Genomic DNA, 21,017 nt, shown 5'->3' on the forward strand with positions numbered 1-21,017 from the left:
ACGGATCACCCCCGCAGGTCGTCGCGGTGGGCTCGCGCCCAGTCGGCCAGGCTCCGGGGTGCGGTGCCGGTGATGCGCAGGACGTCGTCGCTCATCACGTCGACGCCGTCGAGGCCGCGGCGGACGACCCGGCCGAACTGCTGCCGGAGCCCCTCGGCCTGCCAGGCGGGCACCCCGCTCAGGCGCAGCACACCGGCGTAGACACGGCTCGGCAGGTGCAGGGCGCGCACGGGTCGGCCGAGCCCCGTCGCGAGCGCGGCGGCGACACCCCGCGCGTCGAGCAGGTCCGGCCCGGTGAGCACCGGTTCGGTGCCGTCGTGGCCGTCCTCCGTCAGCACCCGGGCGGCGGTCCGGGCGATGTCCTCGGTGTCGATCCAGCCGATCACCCCGCGGCCCGTGGTGTGCGGGAACCACCCCCGTCGGATCGCCGGCGCCGAGGGCTGCACGTTCGTCATGAACGACGAGGGGTGCAGGATCGTCCACGCCAGCCCGCTCTCGCGCACCAGCCGGTCGATGTGCCAGGCGGCGCTCGCCCACGACATCGGGGAGTGCTCGGCGGCGTCCCCGCCCGACAGCTGCACGATCCGGCCGACCCCGGCCCGCTGCGCCGCACGGACCCCGGTGGTGCCCTGCTCGCGCTGCCGCTGGCTGACCGGTGTCAAGAGGAAGAACCGATCGACCCCGTCGAGCGCCGCGGTGAGCGCGTCCTCGTCGTCCAGGTCGGCCAGGCGGCCGTCGATGCCTCGCGCCCGGAGCGCGTCGACCTGCTCGGGCCGTCGGACCACGGCTCGCACCGTCACCCCTGCCGTCCGCAGCAGCTCCGCCGTCTTGCCCCCGACGTCCCCGGTCACGCCGGTGACCGCCACGATCTCGCCCATGTCTGCTCCTCGTCCCACTGACCCGTCGTGGTATCAGTTTCCTGATACCGCAACGTACGCCGGTACGATCACCCCGTGCCCCAGGAACTCCCAGCCCCGCGCGACGACGTCGACGGCATCGTGGCGTGGACGGTGATCCGGGCCGCACGGACGCTCTCCCGCCGACTCGCGGCCGAGCTGGCGCCGCTCGGGTTGACACCCGTCGAGTTCGGGGCGCTCATCCAGCTCGCGGCAGCCGGCGAGCTCAGCCAGGCCGACCTGGCGCGGGCGGTCGGCGTCCGGCCGCAGAGCATGACGACGCTCGTCGGGGGGCTCTCGACGCGGGGACTCGTGGAGCGGGGGGCTGCACCCGGCCGGGGACGGGCCTCCCGGATGCGGCTGACCGACCAGGGCGAGGCGCTGCTGGCACGCGCCCACCCGATCGTCCGGGCGAGCAACGCATGGTTCGGCGACGGTGCGGAACCGATCTCGGCGACCCTCCTCCCGCTGCTCGAGCCGGACCCGCGCGACGACGGTTCCGCCGTTCCCTGACCGGTATCGGAAGGCAAACTTGCAAGGGGGGCTGGTGACGGACTAGCCTCCGGGGCGTGACCGACGCACCGGAGACCGACCCGACCGACCTGGCCGACGCCGTGCTGACGATGCACGGACGGCTGCGGCGGTCGTTGCTGGCCTCGAAGTCGGACGACGTCACGGCGTCGCAGACCGCCGCCCTCGGACGCCTGCTGCGGCACGGGCCGGCCACCATCGCCGACCTGGCGCGAGCCGAGGGTGTCCGACCGCAGTCGATGGGCGCGACCGTCCAGGCCCTGGTCGACCTCGGCCTGGCCGAGCGGCAGGCCGACCCGACGGACGGCCGGCGGTCGATCGTCAGCGCGACGGCGGCTGGCCGGGACGCACGCCAGGCCGCCTGGGCCGCGCGGAACCACGAGCTCGCCGAGCGGCTCGCGACCCTGCCCGAGGCGGACCGCCGCGTCGTCGCGCGGGCGATGGACCTGCTCGGGCCGATCGTCGATCCCTGACCCGCACCCGTCGCCCAGTCCTGCAACCGGAAGAAGCGCTCTCACGTCCACCACCACCACGACCCCCGACACGAGCACGGCCAGCGGCTTCGGTCCGAAGCTCCTCATCCCGGTGCTCGTCGGACCCTTGCTCAACCCGATCAACACCACGATGGTGTCGGTCGCCCTCACCCCGATCTCCCGCGACCTGGGCATCGGTGCGGCGCAGGCGATCTGGCTCGTCGCGGCCCTGTACCTGGCGAGTGCGATCGCGCAGCCCACGATGGGCAAGCTCGCCGACCGGTTCGGCCCGAAGAAGGTGTTCCTGACCGGGCTCGTCATCGTCGGGATCGCCGGGGTGGTGCCCGAGGTGCTGACCGGGTTCGGCGGCGCCGTGTTCGCCCGGGTGCTCATCGGCATCGGGACGTCGTCGGCCTACCCGGCCGCGCTCACCACGCTCCGGCAGCACTCCGCTCGGATCGGGAAGCCGACTCCACCGCTCGTGCTCGGGGCGCTGTCGATCACATCGCTCGTGTCCGCCGCCGCCGGCCCACCGCTCGGCGGGGCGCTCATCGCCGCCTTCGGCTGGCACGCGATCTTCCTGGTGAACGTGCCGCTCGCGGTGTTCGGCATCGTCGTGGCGACGCTCTGGCTGCCGTCCGACCGGCTGCGTCCGCGCGACGACGCCGACCTGCCGGTGCTGCAGGCGCTCGACCCGCTCGGCATGGTGCTGATGACCGGGACCGTCTCGGCGCTGCTCGTCTTCCTGCTCGACCTGTCCGCCGGGCTGTGGTGGCTGCTCGCGGTGGCCGTCCTGCTGCTCGTCGCCCTGGTGGCGTGGGAGCTGCGGGCCGTGCGACCGTTCGTCGACGTGCGGCTGCTCGCCCGGAACGGTGCCCTGTCGCGCACGTACGGCCGTCTGTTCCTGACGTACCTGCTCGCCTACACGATGACCTACGGGTTCTCGCAGTGGGTGCAGGACGTGGCGGGCTACCCGAGCGACGTCGCCGGGTACATCCAGCTGCCGGCCGCGATCGTCGCCGGGGTGGCCTCGTTCGTGGTCGCACGGAAGACCGCGATCCGCGGGCCGCTCGTCGTCGCCGCGCTGGTGCCGATCCTCGGCGGTGTGCTCCTGCTCTTCCTGCACACCGGGTCGCCCGTCGTCCTGCTCGCCCTGACCCCGGCACTGTTCGGGGTGCCGCAGGCCCTGGCATCGGTGTCGAACCAGGCAGCGCTGTACCGCCTCGTCCCCGCGGAGTACATCGGCACCGCGGCCGGGCTGTCCCGCACCGCGGTGTACATCGGGGCGATCGCGGCGTCCTCGCTCATCGGCGGTGTGTTCGGCCAGGCTCCGACGACGCCGGACCTGCACGTGCTGGCGTGGGTGATCCTCGGCGCCGCGGTGCTCCTGACGGTGCTGACCCTGGCCGACCGTCGCCTGCGTGACGCCGACGCCGGGCAGGCCACCACTGCTGCGCCCAACGCCACCGCCGCTGCGCCCGACGCCGACGCCGAATGAGCAGAAGACGACGGGTCGTACCCCGCACCCGACGTCCTCTGCTCACTCGAGGATCTCCCGACGTCCTGGGGCCCCTCGCCAACCGCGGACCGGTAGCGTCGCAGGCATGACGAACGGCGGCGGGTTCAGCAGCGGCACCAAGGCAGGCGCGGTCTGGAACGTGGTGATCTGCGGAATCCTCTGCGTCGGCATCCCGATCGCGGCGATCGCCAACGCCGACCGGGGTTCCGCGTACGTCGGCATCGGCATCGCCGCGACGGTCCTGGCCCTGTGCATGGAGGTCTACTTCGTCCGCCGCCTGCTCGCGCACCGGCGCTGACGCAGCGGCCTCGCTCCTGGGCGACGCGCGCCTTCCCGTCACGACGTCGTCGCTCCCGACGCCGACGCCCGACGCCGACGACTGACGCTTCGTGAGCAGGAACGGTCGAGTCGCCGCTTCCCACTCGACCGTTCCTGCTCACGAAGCACGTCCCCGGCGGCCGGTACCCTGATCCGGTGACCGACCCGACCCCCACACACTGGACCCTGACGCTCGTCTGCGACGACCAGCCCGGGATCGTGCACGCCGTCTCCGGAGCGATCGTCGCCGCCCAGGGCAACATCACCGAGTCGCAGCAGTTCTCCAGCGCCGACACGAACACGTTCTTCATGCGCCTGCAGGTGATGGCGCCGGTGGACCGCGCCGCCTTCGAGGCAGCGCTCGCCCCCGTCGCCGCCCGCTACGACGCCCGCGTCCAGCTCGACGTCGTCGGTCGTCCGCTACGCACCCTCGTGCTCGTGTCGAAGGCGGGCCACTGCCTGAACGACCTGCTCTACCGGCAGCGCGGCGGACAGCTGCCGATCGAGGTCCCCCTCGTCCTGTCGAACCACGCGGACCTGTCCGAGCTCGCCGCGTTCTACTCCGTGCCGTTCGAGCACCGCCCGGTCACCGACGCCGAGTCGAAGGAGCAGATGGAGCGACGCGTGCTGCAGGCGGTGGAGGAGCACGACATCGAGCTCGTCGTCCTCGCCCGCTACATGCAGATCCTGTCACCCGAGCTCTGCGCCGCGCTCGAGGGCCGTGCCGTGAACATCCACCACTCGTTCCTGCCCGGCTTCAAGGGCGCGAACCCGTACCGGCAAGCGCACGCACGCGGGGTCAAGCTCATCGGTGCGACCGCGCACTTCGTGACGAGTGACCTCGACGAGGGCCCGATCATCGAGCAGAACGTCGTCCGCGTCGACCACACCAAGGAACCAGCCGAGCTGGTGTCCATCGGGCAGGACGAGGAGTCCCGCACGCTCACCCAGGCGGTGCGCTGGATCGCGGAGGACCGCGTCCTGCTCGACGGCGCCCGCACCATCATCTTCAAGTAGGCAGCACCATGACCAACGCCCCGCAGTCCCCCGTCGACTGGGAATCGGTTCCCGACCCGGCAGCCGTCCGGCAGCCGCGACGGCGGTTCGAGGCCTGGATGGTCCTGCGGATCGCCGTGATGGTGTTCGGCCTGCTGTCCCTGGCCTTCTGGGGCTACTGGTCGTGGCAGCTCCCGCTCCCCGGCTACCTGTTCATGGTCGGCGCCCCGCTGTTCGCCGCGGTCGTCTGGTACTTCTTCCGGTCGCCGCGGTCCCCGATCGAGACCGACATCGTCGGCAAGACCATCGTCGAGGTCGCCCTGGTCGTCGCCGCAGGCGCGACCTGGATCTCCATCGGTCACCCGGTCGTCGGGATCGTCTTCATCGTGATCGCCGCTCTGAGTGGCGTGATCGCGTTCCGCAAGGAGACCGCATGAGCGCCACGGGCCTCCAGACCGGCCAGGAGGCCCGGCGCACGCTGGTCCGCGCAGCCCGCGTCGTCGACGCGGCCGGCACCACGGCCGACGGCTGGGTCCTGGTCGTCGGCGACACGATCCACGCGACCGGCTCCGGCCCCGAGGCCCCCGCGGCCGACCGGGTCGTCGACCTGGGCGACGGGGTCCTGACGCCCGGCTTCGTGGACCTGCACGGGCACGGTGGGGCGACCGAGGCGTACGAGGACGACTCGTTCGACCGTTCGCTCGCGATGCACCGTTCGCACGGCACGACCCGCTCCGTCCTGTCGCTCGTCGCGAACCCGGTGCCCGCCCTCGCGGCGTCGCTGGCGCGCGTCCGCGCCGTGATGGCGACCGACCCGCTCGTGCTCGGTGTGCACCTGGAGGGACCGTTCCTGTCCCCGCACAACAAGGGTGCGCACAACGAGTCGTTCCTGATCGATCCGACGCCCGCCGCGGTCGACGCGCTGCTCGGAGCGGGCGAGGGCGTCCTCCGCCAGGTCACGATCGCGCCCGAGCTGCCCGGAGCCCTCGACGCCGTCCGTCGGTTCGTCGCGGCCGGCGTCACGGTCGCCGTCGGCCACACGGTCGGGTCCTACGACCAGGCCCGGGCAGCCTTCGACGCCGGGGCGACGATCCTGACCCACGCGTGCAACGCGATGCCCGGGCTGCACCACCGCGCACCGGGGCCGATCGGCGCTGCCGTGGCGGACGACCGCGTGACGCTCGAGCTCATCCTGGACGGCGTGCACGTGCACCCGGTCGTGGCGGACACGCTCTTCCGGGCGGCACCGGGTCGTGTGGCGCTGATCACGGATGCGATGGGAGCCGCCGGCGCTGCGGACGGCTCGTACCGGCTCGGGTCGCTCGACGTCACGGTGACCGACGGGGTCGCGCACGTCGCGGGGACCGAGACCATCGCGGGGTCGACGCTGACGCAGGACGTGGCGCTCCGCAACGCGGTCTCGCTCGCCGGGCGGACCCTGCCCGAGGCGGTGGCGGCGCTGACGAGCGTGCCGGCCGCGGCGCTCGGGCTCGGCGACCGCCTGGGTCGGCTGGCGCCGGGGTTCGCCGCGGACCTCGTGGCGCTGTCGCCGTCGCTCGAGGTGCAGCGTGTGTGGGGCGGCGGGCGCGAGCTGCGCTGAGGCGCGCAGCGTGTGTTCACCGGTCGATCGGCCGCCCCCGCTCGCCGCTCGCCCAACCCGTGTCCGCCGTGTCCCCGACCCGGAGCGACAGCGTGCCGCCCCGCGTCACGAACGACGCCGGTACCCATGACTGCTCGAGGGTCCGCCCGTTCAACCGGGCTCCCTGCACGTACGGCTCGGTCCCGGTTGACCGGATGACGATCCGCTCCCCGCTTGCGCGCCGGATGTCGACCGTGCTGAACGTCGGGCTGCCGATGAGCATCTCCGCTCGCCCGGGCGTCTGCGGGAACAAGCCGATCGAGGCGAAGACGTACCAGGCGCTCATCGTGCCGAGGTCGTCGTTGCCCGGCAGGCCGCCCGGGCCGGTCGAGTAGGCGTCGTCCACGACCTGCCGCACGGTCTCCTGCGTCTTCCAGGGCTTGCCGAGCGCGTTGTACATCCACGGCGTGTGGATGTCGGGCTCGTTCGTCGGGTCGAACTTCGTCGCGTCGCCGCCCGTGACGGCCCAGTTGCCCGAGGCGTCGTGGAAGAAGTCGTCGAGCCGTGCGACCGCGGCGTCGTCACCGCCGAGCGCGCTCGACAGTCCCTGCACGTCCTGCGGCACGAGCCAGGTGTACTGCGCGCTCGTACCCTGCGCGAAGCCGGTCCCCGTCGACGGCGACCAGCCCGGCGTCCACGAGCCGTCGGCCTGCCGCGCGGCCTGGTACCCGACGGCGGCGTTGAAGGTGTTCTTCCAGTAGGTCCCCCGCTCGGCGAACATCCGGGCGTCGGAGCGGAGCCCCATCGCCCCCGCCCAGTACCCGAGCGCACTGTCCGAGATCGAGTCCTCGAGGGTCTCGGCCGCACCACCCCAGCAGGAGCAGTCGTCGTTCGCCGCGTACTGCCGCTCCAGGTACTCGTCGAGTGCGGGGCGCTGCGCCAGGCACTGCCCCGGGCACCCGATGTCGCTCTCGGCGTCCGCGTTCTCGACCGTCGCCTGGCGTTTGAGCGAGGCGTAGGCGGCCCGGACGTCGAAGTTCCGGACCCCCATGGCGTACCAGGTGGCGAGCGTCGCGGCCGAGGGGTCGCCGGTCATCACGTGCGTCGGTGCACCGAGGTGCAGCCACCGGTCCCACACGCCGCCGTTCTGCTCGGCGAACCGGAGCATCGACTGCGCCATGTCCCCGGCGACGTCCGGCCGAAGCAGTGCGAGCAGCTGGATCTGCGCCCGGTACTGGTCCCACCCGGAGTACGTGCCGTAGACGGCCCGGTGTCCGCGGTCCATCCGGTGCACCCGCAGGTCCGGGCCGAGGTAGCGCCCGTCGCGGTCGTTCAGCGTGTTCGGCTGCATGAGTGCGTGGTAGACCGACGTGTACAGCTGGGTGGTCCGGTCCGCCGTGCCACCGCCGACGCGCAGGCGGGACAGTTCACGGTTCCAGGAGGCCCGTGTGCCGGCCGCCACGCTGGCGACGGTCGATCGCTTGGTCACCTCGCCGTCACGGTTGGCGACCGCTCCGGCCGCGCTCACGTACGAGATGCCGATCTTCGCCTGCACCGTCGCTCCGCGACGCGCGTCGAACCCGACCCACGCGCCGGAGCCGCGACCGGCGCGGTCGGCGCCGGTCAGGTAACCCTCCCCACCGGAGGAGGACGTGCCTCCAGGCTGGACCGTGCCGTCCTTCCAGGTACCGGTGCTCGCGAACGCCGTGTCGAAGGTCGCGGTGAAGTAGAGGCGGTAGTAGCTGCGGCGGTCCGGGTTGGTGGCGCCGCCGCCGTTCGCACGGCGGCTGCAGAAGCCACCCGTCAGGACGCTGCCGCTGACCGTGCGGGTGCGGGGGTCGACGCTGGTGATCGCGGCCTCGCTGCCGTTGATCGAGTTCGAGGTCCGGAACAGCAGGTTCGCGTCCTTGCCGGCCGGGAACGTGAACGCGCCGACGCCGGCACGCGTGGTGACGGCGAGGTCGGTGCGGACGCCGTTGTCGAGCGTGACGCCGTAGCGGCCGGGGCTCGCGGACTCCTGGTCGTGGGAGTACCCGGCGGCGTAGACGGCGTCCTTCGCGTCGGCCGACGGCGAGGTCGTGACCGGGGTCGTGACCGGCATGATCGGCACGTCCCCGGCAGCACCCGGAGCACACCCGGCCCCGTTGAGGTGCGTCAGGCTGAAGCCGCGCAGCCGGTTCACGTCGTACGAGTAGCCGTTCGCTACCGGGGTCGAGGTCTGATCGCCCGCGGTACCGGTGGGACTCCACTGCACCATGCCGAACGGCGCGGTGGCCCCTGGCCAGGTGTTGCCGTTGTTGCTCGTGCCGATGAAGGGGTCGACGTACCGAGCCGGATCGGTCACGGTCGGTCCGGCCTGCGTCGACGGCGAGGCCACCGCCGGCGCGGCGACGATCCCCGTGCCCAGCAGTGCGGCGATCGTGGCCACCGCGGCGAGCGGGAGCGGACGGACGAGCGGGCGACGGTGCACGCGAGATCGGTTCACGTTCGTGACGCTAGCCCCCTCGGACGGGGGACGCCGCTTTCGTCACCGAGCGCTCTCCCGCTGTTCACGTCGGGTTCGGCGACGGGCGCGGCCCCGCCCGGTCAGACGACGGTGCGCGCTGCGACCTCGTCGACGAAGGTGCGGACCCGCTGCCGGAACCCCGGGTCGGCGGCTGCCCCGCGGACGGGGACGACGTGCATCCGCCGATCACCCCGACGTAGCGCCGGCCCGACGAACACCCCCTCGGCGACAGTCGGCGCGGTGGCCGACCAGAGCGTCGAGCGAGCGCCGTCCTCCGCGGTCCGGGCCATGCTGCGGGCGACCAGGCCGCCGAGGCGCTGCGTGAGGGTCTCGGCCTGGTCGTTCATCCCCGTCGCCGCGATGCCGGGGTGTGCGATGACCGAGCGGACCTCGGAGCCGGCCGCGCGGAGCCGCTCACCGAGGTCGACCGCGAGCGCCGCCGCCGCCGTCTTCGAGTCGGTGTACACGGCGAACTGGGAGTAGTCGCTCGGATCGTCGACCCCGCCCGGTGCAGGCACGCGGCGGGTGCGCTGCGACAGGTTCGACCCGACGAGCACGACCCGGGGTGACGGTCCGCCGAGCACCGGGAGCACCGCGTCGGCGAGCACGGCCGGCCCGACGACGTTGGTGGCCCAGGTGCGTTCGATGCCCTCGTCGGTCAGCGCGAACGCGCCCAGCGTGGCGCCGGCGTTGTTGACGAGCGTGTCCACGACGATGCCGTCCGCGGCGAGCTGCCGGGCGAACGCCGTGACCGAGGCGACCGACGCCGTGTCGACGAGCCGCGCCTCCAGACCGGCGGGCAGGACGCGAGCCGCCTTGTCCGGGTTGCGGACCGCCGCGATGACGCGCGCTCCGGCGGCGGCCATTCGGGTCGCGACCACCAGACCGAGTCCGCCGGTCGCACCGGTGACCACGACCGTCCGCCCGTGCTGGTCGGCCATCTGTCCGGGCTCCCACGTGAAGGGTTCCATCGTCGTCTCCTGTCCGCGCTCCGTGTCGAATCGGATGATCCATCCGGAACGCTAGCACAAGCGGATAGAGTGTCCGTATGACGATCGTGATGGCCCGTCCCGAAGCGCTGCGTTCCGATGCGCAGCGCAACCGGACCGCGCTGCTCGACGTCGCCCGGTCGTTCCTCGAGCACGGCGAGCAGCCGCTCCTCAACGCCGTCGCGCACGAGGCCGGTGTGGGGGTCGGGACCGCCTACCGGCACTTCCCGTCGCAGCAGCACCTGCTCGAGGCGCTCGCGATCGACGCGCTCGAGGACATGCTCGACCTCGTCCGTGTCGCCGTCGCACTACCCGGCACAGTGGACGCGCTCCGGGGGGTCGTGACGGCTGCGTTCCGGAGCATGGTCGACGATGCCGCCCTCGGCGACCTGCTGACAAACGGCGGGTTCTCGTGCGCCGACACCGCGGCGCTCGCCGGAGACCTGGTCGTGTCCGTCGACGCGCTGCTCGCTCGGGCACGGGCCGAAGGGCTCGTGCGTGCCGACGTCGACGCCGACGACCTGCGACGGCTGCTGTGCGGGATGCGGGCGGCCGCCGTTGCCGGTGGCTCCCGGGTGCACGACCCCGAGCGCTACGTCGAGGTGCTGCTGGCGGGGCTCCGCCCGGCCTGACCACCGCCCTCGCGCCCGGCGGGGCTCGCTGTCAGGATGGGCGCATGAGCGTCATGGTGTCCGTTTTCGATGCGTACCGGTCCCGCACGAGCGAGAAGTACACGGCCTTCCCGCCGGACGTGCTCCCCATGTTCGTCGCCGAGATGGACAGCATGCTCGCCGAGCCGATCCGCGACGCCCTGGTCACCGCGGTGACGAACGGCGACACCGGGTACGTCGGGCACGGGCGGGCACTGCCCGAGGCGTTCGCCGACTTCGCCGAGAGCCGGTGGGCATGGCGGGTCGACCCCGATCTGGTCCGCACCACCACGGACGTGTCGGTCGCGGCGGTCGAGGTGCTGCGCCGGGTCATCGAGCCGGGTGACCAGGTGGTCGTCATGCCGCCCGTGTACCCGCCGTTCTGGGAGTACGTGTCCGAGGCCGGCGGTACCGTCACCGAGGTCCCGCTGCTCGCACCAGCCGGTCCCGTCGACCCCTTCGACACCACGGCCGGCTGGCGGATGGACCTGGACGGCCTCGCGCAGGCGTTCGCCGACGGAGCCCGCACGGTGCTGCTCTGCAACCCGCACAACCCCCTGGGCCTGGTGCACGACCGCGCATCGATCGTCGCACTCGCCCAGCTCGCCGCCGAGTGGGACGCCGTCGTGGTGTCGGACGAGATCCACGCGCCGCTCGTGCACGCCGACGCGGTGTTCACCCCGTTCCTGGAGTCTTGCCCCGAGGCCGCATCGCTCGGCGTCGCCCTGACGAGTGCGAGCAAGGCCTGGAACCTCGCCGGCACGAAGTGCGCGATGATGATCGGCGCCTCGGAGCGGGCCCGCGGCTGGTTCGACGGCCTGCCGACCGAGGTCGTCGAGCGCACCGGCATCCTCGGCTACACCGCGAGCGTCGCGGCCTTCAGCGAGGGCGGGCCGTGGCTGGCGTCACTGCTCACCGAGCTCGCGGCGAACCGACGCACCCTGGCCGAGCGCATCGGCGGCGTGCTGCCCGGCGCCGAGTACCGGCAGCCGCAGGCGTCGTACCTGGCGTGGCTCGACCTGCGGGCGCTGCCGTGGGGCGACGACCCCGCGGCTGAGCTCGTCGACCGGGCGAAGGTGGCGCTCGGCTCCGGCCCGGCGTTCGGACGGCAGGGCCGGGGCTTCGCGCGGCTGAACTTCGGGTGCTCGGCGGAGACCCTCGACGAGGGGCTCAGCCGCCTCGCCGCAGCCGTGCACGCCTGAACACCGGACCTTGCCGGAAGACGCCGGCGTGCGCGTGCGACGCCCTGCAACCACTGACACGCCCCCGAATTCGGCGGCGTGTCAGTGCTCGGGCGGCGTCTGAGCAAGACGCCGGCGTCTGACCAAGACGGCGGCGTCTGAGCAAGACGCCGGCGGCGGCCTACTCGAACCGCTGCCAGGCCGGCTTGTTCGCGTACGTGTAGCGGTAGTAGTCGGCGAGCTGCAGCCCGGCGGCGGCTTCCTCGTCGACGACGACGGTCGCGTGCTCGTGCAGCTGCAGGGCCGAACCGGGCACGAAGGAGCTGAGCGGCCCCTCGACCGCAGCGGCGACGGCCGCCGCCTTCGACGGGCCCTGGGCGACGAGGACGAGCTCGCGGGCCTCGAGGATGGTGCCGAGCCCCTGCGTCATGCAGTGCGTCGGGACCTGCTCGGGCGAGTCGAAGAAGCGCGCGTTGGCGTCTCGGGTCGACGGCGCGAGGGTCTTGATGCGGGTGCGCGAGGCGAACGACGACGTCGGCTCGTTGAACCCGATGTGACCGTTGGCCCCGATGCCGAGGATCTGCACGTCGATCCCGCCCGCGGCACGGATCGCGGCGTCGTACTCCTTGGCCGCGAACTCCAGGTCGGCGGCACGGCCGTCCGGCACCCGCACGCGCGACGCGTCGAAGCCGAGGGGCGCCACGACGTCGCGGGCGATCACGGCAGCGTACGACTCGGGGTGCTCGAGCGGGATGCCGACGTACTCGTCGAGGGCGAACCCACGGGCCTCGGCGAACGAGATCTCGCCCGCCCGCACCCGGCGCTGCAGGTCGGCGTAGATGCCCTGCGGGCTGGATCCGGTGGCGAGACCGATGACGGCGGACGGCTTCTTGGCGACGACGGACGCGATCTTGGCCGCGGCGACGCGACCGACCTCGTCCGGCGTGGGCAGGATGATGATCTCCACCCACCCAGCGTACTGGTCATGACCAGTCTGCGACAGGGGTCGTGTGGGTAGCGTGGAGGCATGCCGACCCCCGACTTCGTCCTGTCCCTGCGCGAGAAGATCGGCACGGCGCCGCTCTGGCTGTCAGGCGTGAGCGCGATCGTGACGCGCGGCTCCGGCGCCGAGCGCGAACTGCTCGTGGTGCGACGGGCCGACACGGGCGCCTACACGCCGGTCACCGGGATCGTCGACCCGGGCGAGGAACCCGCCGTCGCCGCCGAACGCGAGGTCCTCGAGGAAGCCGACGTCGTCGCCGTCGCCGAACGCCTGGCCTGGGTGCAGGTGCTGCCCGAGATGACCTACCCGAACGGCGACCGGTCGCAGTACCTCGACCTGGTCTTCGCCTGCCGGTACGTCTCCGGGACGCCGAACCCCGCCGACGGCGAGAACACCGAGGCGTTCTGGGCTCGGCTCGACGCCCTGCCCGACATGTCGGAGAACATGCGGGCACGCGTCGAGGCCGGGCTGGCGGACGAGCGCGAGGCGCGCTTCCAGCGCTGACCCCACCGGCCTGGAGGCGCGGTGCCAGGCCGCCACGGGCCTCCCGTCCGCGTCCCCCGACGTTTCGGGCGCAGCGACAGTCCACGCGTCTGGTCGCGCGTGGACTGTCGCTCAGCGCGAGGATTCGTCGCGACTACACGAGCGGCGCGACCGCCACAGGTGCGCCGAGCAGGCGCACGGCGACGGGGTCGCCGGTGGCCCGGCGGTCGCCGACCTCGTGCTGGACGGTCACGACGGTGTCGTCGTCCAGGCGGACGGTGGTGCGGCGGATCGACCCGAGGAAGCTCGAGGTGACGACGGTGCCGGTGATGCCCTCGGGGGCGAAGGCGATGTCCTCCGGCCGGACGTAGGCGAGCACCGGGCCGTCCGGAGCCGAGGAGTCGAGGGCAGGCACCCGGAACCCGTACACGAAGACGTCGCCCCCGCGCAGGTCGCCCTGCAGCCGGTTCGACTGACCGACGAAGTCCGCGGTGAAGGCCGACGACGGGGTGCGGTAGAGCTCCTCGGGCGTGCCGATCTGCTCGATGTCGCCCGCCTGCATGACGGCGATCCGATCGGAGACGGCGAGCGCTTCCTCTTGGTCGTGGGTGACGAACACCGTGGTGATGCCGAGGTCGCTCTGGATGCGGCGGATCTCGTCGCGCAGCGAGACCCGGACCTTCGCGTCCAGGGCCGACAGCGGCTCGTCGAGCAGGAGCACCCGGGGGCGGGTGACCAGGGCACGGGCCAGGGCGACGCGCTGCTGCTGCCCACCGGAGAGCTGGTGCGGGTAGCGCTCGGCGAACTCGCCGAGGTGGACCATGTCGAGGGCCTCGACCACGCGGCTCCTGCGCTCGACGGCGGGGACCCTGCGCATCTCGAGGCCGAAGGCGACGTTCTGCCGGACCGTCATGTGCGGGAACAGCGAGTACTGCTGGAACACCATGCCGATGTCGCGCTTGTTGACCGGGGTGTCGGCGACGTCCTGGCCGTCGATGCGGATGGAGCCGGCGTCGATCGCCTCAAGACCCGCGAGCGCGCGGAGCGCCGTCGTCTTGCCGCAGCCGGACGGGCCGAGCAGCGAGACGAACTCCCCCGGCTCGACACGGAGGGACAGTCCCGCGAGCGCCCGGTGTGCGCCGTAGTGCTTCTCGACGGCGTGGAGTTCGACGACGGCACCGGTGGTGGCGAGGGACGCCGGGGCTGCCGGAGCGGTGACGGTCATGCGGACTCCTGGTTGCGGGGACGACGGGTGGTGCGGGTGCGGCGGACTCGGCCCGTGCGACGGGTCCCGATGCGGCCGATGAGGACGAGCAGCACGAAGCCGAACACGAGCGCGGCGACCGAGAAGATCGCGGCGACGTACGGGTCGGTCCCCTGCACGAGCACGAGCCCGGTCTGGAACGTGCTGCGGGAGAGGAACGCGGCGAGGGTGTACTCGCCGAGGACCACCGTGATCGTGAGGAAGCACGCGGCGGTGATGCCCCGGCGCAGGTTCGGCAGGAGCACGCGCCAGGTGACGGTCCACCACGAGGCACCGAGCGAGCGGGCCGCCTCGGACAGGACGATCAGGTCCATCGCGGTGATGGCGGCGGCGATCGGGCGGAACGCGAACGGCAGCGTGACGATGCCGATCGCGAACGCCAGCGTCCAGGCGCCGGAGCCGAAGACCTGCGAGACGACCTGGTACACGGGGATGAACCCGACGACGAGCACCACGACCGGCACGGTGATCGGCACGATGCAGACGAACTCCAGGATGCGTCGGAGCCTCGGGTAGCGGAGCGCGGTGATGATCTGGGCGGGCAGCAGCACGAGCAGCACGATCCCGACGGTGATCACGGCGATGAGCAGCGACGCCCCGAGCCCGTCGAACACGGGCTGGTAGGTGAACGCGTTGACCGGGTCGCCGATCGCCGCCCAGTGCGCGAAGGTCAGGCCGCCGTCGGTGCCCTGCCGGAACGTGAACTGCAGCAGGGCGACCAGCGGGACGGCGAACAGCAGCCCGATCACGGTGAGCACGGTCACCGCCGCACCACGGGACGGCGCCGTGCCGAAGCGGCGGTCGCGGGACGGGCCTCCGAGCCGAACGGGCTGTGCCGGGCGGACCGGGGCCGCCGCGCTCAACGCTGCCACCTGGCGGCTCGGCGCTGCAGCAGCGAGTAGGCGCCCATCACGACCGCCATCACGAGGACCATGCCGAACGCGAGCACCCCGGCGACGTTCTGCAGGCCGACGAGCGTCTCGCTGGAGAGCTGCGTGCGGATCGTGAGCGGCACGATGCCGCCCTGCGAGATGAGGGCCGCAGCGGTGGCGAACGACGAGAAGCCGTTCGCGAAGAGCAGCAGGAGCGACCCCCAGAACGCCGGCGCCAGGACCGGCAACGCGATCCGGTGCCAGTACGTCAGGCGCGAGGCGCCGAGGGTCGCGGCGGCCTCGCCCCACTGGACCTTGACGCCCTCGAGTGCGGGCATGAACGTGAGGACCATGAGCGGCACCTGGAAGTAGACGTAGGGGATCACGAGCCCGGGCACGGTGTACAGGAAGGCGCCGTCCGCGTTGAGGTCGACGTGGAAGACCGTGACCAACCACGTCGTGACGAGTCCCTGCACGCCGATCGTGGCGATGAACGCGAACGCGAGCATGACGCCGCCGAACTGGGCGAGGACGCTCGCCGCCGAGTCGATCATCGACCGGACCAGCCCGTCCGGCCGCAGTGCCGAGAGCGCCCAGCAGACGACCGCGCCGAGCACGGCACCAATGACCGCGGAGGCGGCGGACAGGCCGAACGACCCGCCGAACGCCCGCAGCACGGACGGGTCGGCGAAGGCCGCGAGGTTCGCGAACGTGAACGCTCCGGAGCCGTCGAAGAAGCCGCTGCCGATCGCGATCACGGCGGGGACGGCGAGGAACAGCAGGACGTAGGCGGCGAAGGGCGTCAGCCCCAGCCAGGCGAGGCCGACGCGACGCCGGACACGGGGTCCGGCGTCGCGACGGACGGCATCGGCGGGCGCGGGCGCGGGCGTGGGCGCGGACGCCGGGCGCACGGTGCTCGGAGCGCTCGCCGCGGGCGCGTCTGCCGATGCGGTGGTCATGCTGCTCAGGACCCCATCGTCGAGGACCACTTGGCCTTGAGCACCTTCGCGGCGTCGGCGACCTGCGCGTCGGTCAGCTCGACGTAGTCCTTCGGCGCGCCACCGGCGGCGTCGAGGGCGTCCTGGTCGACCTTGCCGGACTTCTCCATCGCCGACAGGGTGGCGGGGAAGGCGCCGGCCTGCAGGTACAGGTTCTGGGCCTCCGGGCTGGCGATGTACTCCTGCCACAGGCGCGCGGCCGCGGGGTGCGGAGCGTCCTTGGTGATGGCCTGCGAGTAGTACGAGCCGAGCGCCTGCCCCTCGGGGACGACGGTCTTCCAGTCCTTGTTGCCCGATCCACCGGCGGCGGGGCCCCAGGCCAGGTTGTTGTAGGACCACTGGATGACGACCGGGGTCTCACCCGAGGCGACCGTGGCCTGCGTCGGCAGCACGTTCTGGAAGTTGCCGGCCTTCTTCAGGTCGCCGAAGTAGTCGACGCCCTTCGTGATGTCGTCGGCCGAGCCGCCGTTCTCGAGCGCCGCCAGGTACACGGCCGAGGCGGCCTGGTTGGCCTGCGTCGGATCACCCGCGATCGAGACCTTGCCCTTGTACTCGCTGCCGAGCAGGTCCTGCAGGTCCTTCGGGGCGTCGGAGATCTTCGACGAGTCGTACCCGATCGACATCAGGCCGGTGTAGTCACGCGTCCACGCGCCGTCCTTCTCCTTCAGGTCGGTGGGGATGTCGTCCCAGTTCGCGACCTTGTAGTCGGCGAGCAGGTCGAGGTTCTCCTGCAGCACCGCGTTGCCGAGGTCGAGCACGTCGGGCGCGGTGGACTGGCCCTTCTGCGACTTCACGGCGGCGACCTCGTCGGCACTCGAGCCGTTCGGGTTCGCGGAGTTGATCTTGATGCCGTACTTCTTCGTGAAGCCGTCGATGATCTTGCCGTAGTTGGCCCACGACGGCGGCAGCGCGATGACGTTCAGCTGGCCCTCGGCCTTGGCTGCCTTGACGAGGGCGTCCATGCCGCCGGCGGTCTCGGCGCTGGTGGCGGTCTTCCAGTCGGCGTCGCCGTCGGAGCCGGCGGTCGCGGAGCTCGTCGCCGAGCATCCGGCGAGGGTGACGATCGCTGCGGCGGCCAGGGCGATGCCGGCCAGGGTGCGCTTGTGCTGCACGGGTGGGCCTTTCGGGTGGGGGAAGGTGCTGAGGTGACCGGGGGTCCGGGTTCTGGTCGATCGTGGACGCGGCCGGTTTCCGGCCCGTGCTCCCGTGGTGAACGGCGGCGGAACAGCGGGTGCGGCTGTACGATTTGCTCGTTCTGGGCGCATGGTCGCGTCCACATCAGGCCTGGAGGCACGGATGCGGTTCACGACGACGGTCCTGCAAGCACGGAAGACGGCGACCGGACTCCCCGTCCCGGAGTCCGTCATCGAGGCGCTCGGATCGGGCAAGCGCCCCGCGGTCGTCGTCACGATCATCCGGGGCTACACCTACCGCTCCACCGTCGGGGTCATGAACGAGCAGTTCCTGGTGCCGCTGTCAGCCTCGCACCGTGAGGCCGCCGGGATCGCCGCCGGGGACACCGTCGAGGTCGCACTCGAGGTCGACACCCTGCCCCGGACCGTCGACCTGCCGGAGGACCTGGCCGCCGCGCTGCAGGAGGCCGGCGTGCGTGCGGCGTTCGACACCCTGTCGAACTCGCGGCAGCGGGCACTCGCCGACCCCGTCACGCAGGCGAAGGCCCCGGAGACCCGGGCACGGCGGATCGAGAAGGCCGTGGAGTCCCTGCGGGGGTAGTGCCGTGGGCGAGTGGCGGGCGGCGGGCGGCCTGGTCGTTTCGGGCGTACCAGGTCGTTTCGGGCGTACCCGGTCGGAAGTTCTCGGCAGGTACGCCCGGAAGCACCAGGTATCGCGGGCGTTCTGGGAAAGAACGGGCGGGCTCAGGCCCCCAGCTCGACCAGGACCCGCGGGATCTCGGTCACGAGTTCGCTCGCCAGGTACCCGAGCGGCCCGACCTGCACCGCGAGTCGGTCGCCTGCGGCAGCGTGCACGTAGGACGCCCACGCCACGGCCTGTGCCGGATCGGCGCCGCGGGCGAGCAGGCCGGTGACCGCTCCGGACAGCACGTCCCCACTGCCACTCGTGCCGAGACCGCCGGAGCCGGTGCCCTTGAGCCACGCCCGACCCTGCGGTGTGGCGATGGCGTCACCGAGGGCCACGACCGCGCCGAACCGGTTCGCGATCGCCACGGCGTCGGCCACGTCGTCGTCGCTGCACTCCCGCCCGAGCAGGCGTTCGGCCTCGCCGGAGTTCGGCGTCATCACGAGCCGTCCCCGCAGCGGTTCCAGGCGGTCCCGCACGTCGGCGGCCACCCCGAGGGCGAAGGCGTCGAGCACGACGGTGGTGTGCGGACCAACGACGTCGGCGAGTCCGGCCACGAGGTCACGGGAACCGTCCGGCTCGTCGAGCCCCGGCCCGACCAGCACGGCGTCGGCACTCGATGCGCTGTCGGCGATGCCCTCGATCGCACCGACGGCGATGTGTCCGTCCTGGTCCTCGTCGAGGGGTTCGACCCCGGACTCGGGCACGGCGACCGCGACCTCGTTCGCGACGCTCCGGCCGACCGCCAGGGTGAGACGACCGGCGCCGACCCGGAGTGCGGCGAGCGCGGAGAGCATCGCTGCGCCGGGGGTCCGAGCGGCGCCGCCGACGATGAGCACCTGCCCGCGGCCGTACTTGCCGGCACCGGGTTCGGGCAGTGGCCAGTCCCGCAGGAAGTTCGGGGTGACGGGTTCAGTGGACATGTTCGTCGTCCTTCCGGCCGGTGTGCTGGGTGACCTCGTCGTCGTCCAGGTGTCCGACGGAGGAGAACTCCTCGAGCACCCACGGCGATCCGGCGTCGCGACGGAGTCGGGTGAGGGAGGCGTTCGCGACGGCGTGGGTCCGGGCGAACTCCATGAGCGCCGGCTCGTCGAGGTCGAGGCACACCGCGACGACGAGCATCACGACGGCGTCGTGCGCGGCGATCACCAGGCGCTCGGCACCTTCGACCCGCTCGACGTCGCCGAGGAGCGACCGGAGCCGGAGCATCACGTCCGCCCACGACTCCCCGCCCGCAGGCCGGTGGTAGTACTTGCCGAGCCACTGCCGGCGGCGTTCCTCGTCCGGGTACCGGTTGCGGACGCCCTGCATGGTCAGCAGATCGAGGACGCCCAGTTCGCGGTCGCGCAGCCGCTCGTCCACCCGCTTCTCGGGTTCGGCGAGGCCGGCTGCCTCGAACGCGATCGCGATGGTCTGCTGTGCACGGAGGTACGGCGACACCCACAGCGCGACGGGGACGTCGTCGATCCCGCGGTCGGCGAGCTCCTGCCCGAGGGCGCGAGACTGATCGGTGCCGAGCGGGCTGAGCGGGACGTCGGCGTCCCGGAACTCGACGTCGATGGCGTCGTCTCCCGCTGCTTCGGCCCGGGCCGCTGCGACGTTCGCGACCGATTCGCCGTGACGGACGAGCCAGATCTCCTGCACTGCCATGCCGCCACGCTAGCCAGAGCGTGCTGTGCCGGTTCACCGGTGCCGAACGGTCACCCCGTGCGGCGTCGAGCGCTCCGGACCGGGCGGACCGCGCACGGGAGCCCCGCCGCCCGGAGTCGCAGCGCCAGCGCATCGAGGTCGAAGAGGTCTCGCCACTCGAGCCGGATGATCGTCCGGACACCCGGCACGGTGAGCAATCGACCGTGCCGCCGCTTCTCGTCGAGGAACACCTCGGTCGGGCTCCGGCCGCCCAGGTAGCGCTCCTGGGAGTACTTGGCCCGTCCGTCGATCTCGACGATGACCCCGTGGTCCGGGAACCAGAAGTCGACCGCGGACCGACGGCCGTCCACGACGAACTCCTGCTGCAGCACCGGCTCGGGCAGCCCGAGCTCCCGGAACACGACCCGAGCGAGCGACTCGGCCGGCGACCCGGAGCGACCGTCGGCCAGGTCGAGCACCTGCTGCGCCAGGGCTCGGGCGCGGGCCTTCGGAGGAACCGCTCGTCGGAGGTCGGTGTCGTCGAACCCACGTCGCAGCGCGGCGTCCGCGATGACGACGCCCGCCCGCAGGTCGCCGGACATCGCGATGTCGACGACGGTCCGGGGGACGGAGGTGACGGCGATCGCACCGACTGCGACCCGTTCGCCCCGGCCGACGGGTCTCGTGTGCAGGATCAGCTCGGCGCTCCTGCCCCGGTACATCGACTCCGGAACCGTCGCGTGCACCGGGACGTCCCACCCGCCGAGCGCCGGGAGCCCGTGCAGGGCCGCAGCGGACAGGTGCGACGCCGTCGCCCGAGTGCCGAGCCGACCGAGCCGCGCGAAGACTCGGGTGACGTACCGCTGACGAGGCCCGGCGGCGTCCCACGCGGCGCCGTCGACGAAGGCGTTCGGTCCGACCCGGACCAGGCGGCCGACCCCCTGCGTCCGGGTTCGGCGGCGCAGGGTGGTGGCGTCGAGGCCGGCCTCGTGCATGGCGGAGGCTCGGAGGATGGGCAGCGACTCGTTCATGCACGTGACGATGCCCGCTCAGCCACCCGCTCCTGGGGCCGATCTCGGGAACTGTGGACGGGCCTCCAGGCCTGGGCGGTTGTGGAGGGGAGACGTTCCTTCCCAGAACGCGCGCGATGCCAAGCGGGATCGGGCGTACCTGGCCGGGAATTCCGACCAGGTACGCCCGATTCGACCAGGTACGCCCGATTCGACCAGGTACGCCCGATTCGACCCTGTACGCCCAGCGCGCGCAGCGGCCGGGAGGCCCGGGGCACGTCGGTGGGTCGGGCTAGCGTTCG

The 21,017-nt window shown here is 72.4% G+C and carries 22 protein-coding genes; 11 read left to right on the forward strand and 11 right to left on the reverse strand.

Features of this window, described 5'->3' with window-relative positions; all coding sequences use genetic code 11:
- Window positions 1-5: 5 nt before the first annotated feature.
- Window positions 6-878, reverse strand: coding sequence for an NAD(P)H-binding protein (locus DEJ30_RS12385; protein WP_110861843.1), 873 nt, complete (start codon window positions 876-878; stop codon window positions 6-8).
- 75 nt (window positions 879-953) lie between these two features.
- Here DEJ30_RS12385 and DEJ30_RS12390 point away from each other — a divergent pair, with 75 nt between their 5' ends.
- From DEJ30_RS12390 to nagA, 7 genes are all read left to right on the forward strand, one after another.
- Window positions 954-1,409: a MarR family winged helix-turn-helix transcriptional regulator gene (locus tag DEJ30_RS12390; RefSeq protein WP_110861845.1), complete on the forward strand. Its 456-nt coding sequence runs from the start codon at window positions 954-956 to the stop codon at window positions 1,407-1,409.
- Between the two features lie 56 nt (window positions 1,410-1,465).
- Window positions 1,466-1,900 (forward strand): MarR family winged helix-turn-helix transcriptional regulator, encoded by a 435-nt coding sequence (locus DEJ30_RS12395; protein ID WP_220032954.1) that lies wholly within the window; start codon window positions 1,466-1,468, stop codon window positions 1,898-1,900.
- Window positions 1,901-2,012: 112 nt separating this feature from the next.
- Window positions 2,013-3,398, forward strand: coding sequence for an MFS transporter (locus DEJ30_RS12400; protein WP_220032955.1), 1,386 nt, complete (start codon window positions 2,013-2,015; stop codon window positions 3,396-3,398).
- Window positions 3,399-3,504: 106 nt separating this feature from the next.
- Entirely contained in the window at window positions 3,505-3,717 is a 213-nt protein-coding gene (locus tag DEJ30_RS12405) for a hypothetical protein (RefSeq protein ID WP_110861847.1), read from the forward strand.
- Window positions 3,718-3,893: 176 nt separating this feature from the next.
- Window positions 3,894-4,754 (forward strand): formyltetrahydrofolate deformylase, encoded by an 861-nt coding sequence (gene purU, locus DEJ30_RS12410; RefSeq protein WP_110861849.1) that lies wholly within the window; start codon window positions 3,894-3,896, stop codon window positions 4,752-4,754.
- Window positions 4,755-4,762: 8 nt separating this feature from the next.
- Window positions 4,763-5,170, forward strand: a complete 408-nt coding sequence (locus DEJ30_RS12415) for a YrdB family protein (protein WP_110861851.1) — start codon at window positions 4,763-4,765, stop codon at window positions 5,168-5,170.
- The gene (gene nagA, locus DEJ30_RS12420) at window positions 5,167-6,333 is read left to right on the forward strand and encodes an N-acetylglucosamine-6-phosphate deacetylase (protein ID WP_110861853.1); all 1,167 of its coding nucleotides are present in this window, start codon (window positions 5,167-5,169) and stop codon (window positions 6,331-6,333) included. The genes DEJ30_RS12415 and nagA overlap by 4 nt, the downstream gene beginning before the upstream one ends.
- A 16-nt stretch (window positions 6,334-6,349) precedes the next feature.
- Here nagA and DEJ30_RS12425 read toward each other — a convergent pair whose 3' ends face one another.
- Both DEJ30_RS12425 and DEJ30_RS12430 read right to left on the reverse strand, forming a co-directional pair.
- Entirely contained in the window at window positions 6,350-8,797 is a 2,448-nt protein-coding gene (locus DEJ30_RS12425; protein ID WP_258369913.1) for a GH92 family glycosyl hydrolase, read from the reverse strand.
- A gap of 101 nt (window positions 8,798-8,898) precedes the next feature.
- Window positions 8,899-9,789 carry an SDR family NAD(P)-dependent oxidoreductase gene (locus tag DEJ30_RS12430; RefSeq protein ID WP_110861857.1) on the reverse strand — a complete coding sequence of 297 codons (891 nt, stop codon included), beginning with the start codon at window positions 9,787-9,789 and terminating at the stop codon, window positions 8,899-8,901.
- Between the two features lie 77 nt (window positions 9,790-9,866).
- Here DEJ30_RS12430 and DEJ30_RS12435 point away from each other — a divergent pair, with 77 nt between their 5' ends.
- Together DEJ30_RS12435 and DEJ30_RS12440 are read left to right on the forward strand one after the other, a co-directional pair.
- Window positions 9,867-10,439, forward strand: coding sequence for a TetR/AcrR family transcriptional regulator (locus DEJ30_RS12435; protein ID WP_110861860.1), 573 nt, complete (start codon window positions 9,867-9,869; stop codon window positions 10,437-10,439).
- A gap of 44 nt (window positions 10,440-10,483) precedes the next feature.
- Entirely contained in the window at window positions 10,484-11,659 is a 1,176-nt protein-coding gene (locus DEJ30_RS12440) for a MalY/PatB family protein (protein WP_110861862.1), read from the forward strand.
- A gap of 160 nt (window positions 11,660-11,819) precedes the next feature.
- Here the strand turns inward: DEJ30_RS12440 and nagB are convergent, their stop codons facing one another.
- Entirely contained in the window at window positions 11,820-12,605 is a 786-nt protein-coding gene (gene nagB, locus DEJ30_RS12445; protein WP_110861864.1) for a glucosamine-6-phosphate deaminase, read from the reverse strand.
- 60 nt (window positions 12,606-12,665) lie between these two features.
- Between nagB and DEJ30_RS12450 the strand changes: the two genes are divergently transcribed.
- Window positions 12,666-13,145 (forward strand): NUDIX domain-containing protein, encoded by a 480-nt coding sequence (locus tag DEJ30_RS12450; RefSeq protein WP_027466654.1) that lies wholly within the window; start codon window positions 12,666-12,668, stop codon window positions 13,143-13,145.
- 133 nt (window positions 13,146-13,278) lie between these two features.
- On the opposite strand, the gene DEJ30_RS12455 is transcribed toward DEJ30_RS12450, so the two are convergent.
- The 4 genes from DEJ30_RS12455 to DEJ30_RS12470 form a co-directional block, all read right to left on the reverse strand.
- Entirely contained in the window at window positions 13,279-14,349 is a 1,071-nt protein-coding gene (locus DEJ30_RS12455) for an ABC transporter ATP-binding protein (RefSeq protein ID WP_110861866.1), read from the reverse strand.
- Entirely contained in the window at window positions 14,346-15,152 is an 807-nt protein-coding gene (locus tag DEJ30_RS12460; RefSeq protein ID WP_258369914.1) for an ABC transporter permease, read from the reverse strand. The genes DEJ30_RS12455 and DEJ30_RS12460 overlap by 4 nt, the downstream gene beginning before the upstream one ends.
- Window positions 15,153-15,247: 95 nt before the next feature.
- The gene (locus tag DEJ30_RS12465) at window positions 15,248-16,219 is read right to left on the reverse strand and encodes an ABC transporter permease subunit (protein ID WP_258369915.1); all 972 of its coding nucleotides are present in this window, start codon (window positions 16,217-16,219) and stop codon (window positions 15,248-15,250) included.
- Window positions 16,220-16,224: 5 nt separating this feature from the next.
- Entirely contained in the window at window positions 16,225-17,370 is a 1,146-nt protein-coding gene (locus DEJ30_RS12470; RefSeq protein ID WP_110861872.1) for an ABC transporter substrate-binding protein, read from the reverse strand.
- A 184-nt stretch (window positions 17,371-17,554) separates the two neighbouring features.
- Here DEJ30_RS12470 and DEJ30_RS12475 point away from each other — a divergent pair, with 184 nt between their 5' ends.
- Entirely contained in the window at window positions 17,555-17,992 is a 438-nt protein-coding gene (locus tag DEJ30_RS12475; RefSeq protein ID WP_110861874.1) for a YdeI/OmpD-associated family protein, read from the forward strand.
- 143 nt (window positions 17,993-18,135) lie between these two features.
- Here the strand turns inward: DEJ30_RS12475 and DEJ30_RS12480 are convergent, their stop codons facing one another.
- From DEJ30_RS12480 to DEJ30_RS12490, 3 genes are read right to left on the reverse strand one after another with little or no spacing between them, the layout of a single operon-like run.
- The gene (locus DEJ30_RS12480) at window positions 18,136-18,999 is read right to left on the reverse strand and encodes an NAD(P)H-hydrate dehydratase (protein WP_071245375.1); all 864 of its coding nucleotides are present in this window, start codon (window positions 18,997-18,999) and stop codon (window positions 18,136-18,138) included.
- On the reverse strand, window positions 18,989-19,726 hold the full coding sequence (locus tag DEJ30_RS12485) for a histidine phosphatase family protein (protein WP_110861876.1): 738 nt from the start codon (window positions 19,724-19,726) through the stop codon (window positions 18,989-18,991). Before DEJ30_RS12485 ends, DEJ30_RS12480 begins: the two co-directional genes overlap by 11 nt.
- Before the next feature lie 50 nt (window positions 19,727-19,776).
- Window positions 19,777-20,736, reverse strand: coding sequence for a hypothetical protein (locus DEJ30_RS12490; RefSeq protein WP_110861878.1), 960 nt, complete (start codon window positions 20,734-20,736; stop codon window positions 19,777-19,779).
- Between the last annotated feature and the right edge of the window lie 281 nt (window positions 20,737-21,017).

The sequence above is a fragment of the Curtobacterium sp. MCPF17_003 genome (assembly GCF_003224385.1).
GTDB lineage: Bacteria > Actinomycetota > Actinomycetes > Actinomycetales > Microbacteriaceae > Curtobacterium > Curtobacterium flaccumfaciens.

Excerpts from the sequence above, each read along its gene's own strand:
- DEJ30_RS12430 (WP_110861857.1), bottom strand. The coding sequence starts at position 9,789 with ATGGAACCCTTCACGTGGGAGCCCGGACAGATGGCCGACCAGCACGGG.
- nagA (WP_110861853.1), top strand. The coding sequence starts at position 5,167 with ATGAGCGCCACGGGCCTCCAGACCGGCCAGGAGGCCCGGCGCACGCTG.
- DEJ30_RS12385 (WP_110861843.1), bottom strand. The coding sequence starts at position 878 with ATGGGCGAGATCGTGGCGGTCACCGGCGTGACCGGGGACGTCGGGGGC.
- DEJ30_RS12455 (WP_110861866.1), bottom strand. The coding sequence starts at position 14,349 with ATGACCGTCACCGCTCCGGCAGCCCCGGCGTCCCTCGCCACCACCGGT.
- DEJ30_RS12485 (WP_110861876.1), bottom strand. The coding sequence starts at position 19,726 with ATGGCAGTGCAGGAGATCTGGCTCGTCCGTCACGGCGAATCGGTCGCG.
- DEJ30_RS12450 (WP_027466654.1), top strand. The coding sequence starts at position 12,666 with ATGCCGACCCCCGACTTCGTCCTGTCCCTGCGCGAGAAGATCGGCACG.
- DEJ30_RS12475 (WP_110861874.1), top strand. The coding sequence starts at position 17,555 with ATGCGGTTCACGACGACGGTCCTGCAAGCACGGAAGACGGCGACCGGA.
- DEJ30_RS12435 (WP_110861860.1), top strand. The coding sequence starts at position 9,867 with ATGACGATCGTGATGGCCCGTCCCGAAGCGCTGCGTTCCGATGCGCAG.
- DEJ30_RS12405 (WP_110861847.1), top strand. The coding sequence starts at position 3,505 with ATGACGAACGGCGGCGGGTTCAGCAGCGGCACCAAGGCAGGCGCGGTC.
- DEJ30_RS12490 (WP_110861878.1), bottom strand. The coding sequence starts at position 20,736 with ATGAACGAGTCGCTGCCCATCCTCCGAGCCTCCGCCATGCACGAGGCC.
- DEJ30_RS12465 (WP_258369915.1), bottom strand. The coding sequence starts at position 16,219 with ATGACCACCGCATCGGCAGACGCGCCCGCGGCGAGCGCTCCGAGCACC.
- DEJ30_RS12415 (WP_110861851.1), top strand. The coding sequence starts at position 4,763 with ATGACCAACGCCCCGCAGTCCCCCGTCGACTGGGAATCGGTTCCCGAC.
- DEJ30_RS12440 (WP_110861862.1), top strand. The coding sequence starts at position 10,484 with ATGAGCGTCATGGTGTCCGTTTTCGATGCGTACCGGTCCCGCACGAGC.
- DEJ30_RS12480 (WP_071245375.1), bottom strand. The coding sequence starts at position 18,999 with ATGTCCACTGAACCCGTCACCCCGAACTTCCTGCGGGACTGGCCACTG.